Origin of the sequence: Dactylosporangium sp. NPDC049525 (assembly GCF_040676755.1) — a bacterium.
Taxonomy (GTDB): domain Bacteria; phylum Actinomycetota; class Actinomycetes; order Mycobacteriales; family Micromonosporaceae; genus Dactylosporangium.
The window spans coordinates 19,960-21,833 of the sequence record NZ_JBFAPO010000109.1; the positions used below are offsets into that span (position 1 = coordinate 19,960).

At 75.3% G+C, this 1,874-nt stretch carries 3 protein-coding genes; 1 reads left to right on the forward strand and 2 read right to left on the reverse strand.

Features of this window, described 5'->3' with window-relative positions; translation table 11 throughout:
- Nucleotides 1-177 precede the first annotated feature (177 nt).
- A complete protein-coding gene (locus tag AB0K00_RS56355; RefSeq protein ID WP_363539709.1) occupies nucleotides 178-741 on the reverse strand; it encodes a TIGR03086 family metal-binding protein in 564 nt (187 codons plus the stop codon).
- Nucleotides 742-807: 66 nt separating this feature from the next.
- On the opposite strand from AB0K00_RS56355, the gene AB0K00_RS56360 reads away from it, so the two are divergent.
- On the forward strand, nucleotides 808-1,557 hold the full coding sequence (locus AB0K00_RS56360; protein WP_363539711.1) for a helix-turn-helix domain-containing protein: 750 nt from the start codon (nucleotides 808-810) through the stop codon (nucleotides 1,555-1,557).
- On the opposite strand, the gene AB0K00_RS56365 is transcribed toward AB0K00_RS56360, so the two are convergent.
- A partial coding sequence (locus tag AB0K00_RS56365) for a hypothetical protein (protein ID WP_363539713.1) occupies nucleotides 1,551-1,874 on the reverse strand: 324 nt, incomplete at its 5' end. The genes AB0K00_RS56360 and AB0K00_RS56365 overlap by 7 nt on opposite strands.

Genomic DNA, 1,874 nt, shown 5'->3' on the forward strand with positions numbered 1-1,874 from the left:
CGCCTGGCGACTTCGCTCCGGCCCGCGCCCGCCTGTCTCGCGCCCGCTTGGCCGAGTTCGCCCCGGCCTGCGCCCGCTGTCTCCCGCGCCCGGCACTGTGCCTTGGCGCCCCAGGCGCTCGGACGTCCGTGCTCGGGGCGGGGCTTGTGTTCGGCGGTCGGGGCGGGGCGGTTCGCGTCAGGGAGTCCAGGACGGGTCGCGGCCGCTGAGGCCGAGCACCCTGGCCAGCGGCGGCGCGTCGGGCGGCGCGGGGACCTCGGCGGCGTACACGCCCATCTGGCGGCCCAGGTCCGCGGAGCGGGCGACCTCCTCGTACACCCGCAGCACCAGCGTGTCGTCCCACTGCGGGTCGAGGCCCGAGGCGCTGGCCAGGTCCCAGCCGTGCAGCACCAGCTCGCCGAGGACCATGCCACCGACCAGGTCCGCGGGCATTTCCATCGGCCCGCCCATCCGGGTGCTGCCCTCCCACGCCGCCGGGTCGCCCCACGCGGCGGCGGTCGCGTCGACCTGCGCCCGCAGCAGCGTCCGCCAGTCGCCGTCCGTGTGGTCGATCTCCGGCCCCGGGGCGAGCGACTCCTTCCGGGCCGCCGCCACCAGCGACGGTCCCCAGTGCAGCAGGTGGTTCACCAGCGCCCGCACGTCCCACCCCGTACACGGTGTCGGTGCGTCCAGGGCGTCGATCTCGTCCACGATCTTCAAGGTCACCGGGGCGGCGATACCGATGAGCAGATGTCCGTCCATCACCCCGACGGTAGGGCCCGCGCCGCGGCCGGTCTTGGACAAACGCGACGACTAGGCTGTGACCTCGTGCGCGACCCGAGGGAGCTGTCCGGGGCGTGGTCGGCGTTCCAGCACCACGGCTCCGCCCCGCCGAGCCCTGCCCTCGCCGGCGTCGTCAGCCACTACTGGTGGGTGACCTGGGACCTGCGCGACCAGCCGCCCTACCGGCAGCTGCTCCCACCGACGCCGAGCGTCCACCTGACGTTCCCCAGCGACGGCGAGCCACTGCTGCGCGGCGTACACCGGCGGCACTTCCACCGCGTCCTGTCCGGCGCCGGCGGCGTCCTCGGGGTCGCGTTCGTGCCCGGCACGTTCCGCCGCTTCCTGGACGCCCCCGCCAGCTCCCTGACCGACCGTACCGTCCCCGCAGCCACGATCTTCGGCCCCGACCTGCCCATCACCGGCATGGCGGCCGTCGACGCCTTCCTGGCCGCGCGGGCGCCCGCCGACCCGGCCGGCGACGAGGTCGCGGACTGGGTCCGGCGCGCATCCGCCACCCCCGACCTGCGGCGCGTCGACGACCTGGCCGTCCTGTGCGGGGTGGGCGTACGCCGGCTCCAACGCCTCTTCGCCGACCACGTCGGAGTGAGCCCGAAGTGGCTGCTGCGCCGCTTCCGGCTGCAGGAGGTGACCGACACCCTCGCCGCCGCGCCCGGCGCCCCGGTCGACTGGGCCGGCCTCGCCGCCGACCTCGGCTACGTCGACCAGGCCCACCTGAGCAGGGACTTCGCCGCCATGTTCGGCGAACCCCCGACCACCTACGCCGCCCGCTACTGACCGCGCAGGCGCCGCGCCGCCGCCGGCTTGCCGGGCCCGGGCGTGCCGCCCGCCGAACGCGTTCGATTTTCGGTGTTTCCGAACCGGAACGGTATTCCGGGCCTGCGGAATACCGTTCCGCTTTGCGAAAAAAGCGAAAAGCCAACCAGTTCCTGGTCCGACACGCCCGCACCGTCCGACACACCGCAGGATCGTCCGCGCCGGATGGCGCCGCGTGGAGCCCGCCGCGCTTCGTGCCGCGCCGTGCCGCGCCGTGCCGCGCCGTGCCGTGCCGCGCCGTGCCGCGCCGTGCCGTGCTGCGCCGTGCCGCGCCGTGC

Excerpts from the sequence above, each read along its gene's own strand:
- AB0K00_RS56355 (WP_363539709.1), bottom strand. The coding sequence starts at position 741 with ATGGACGGACATCTGCTCATCGGTATCGCCGCCCCGGTGACCTTGAAG.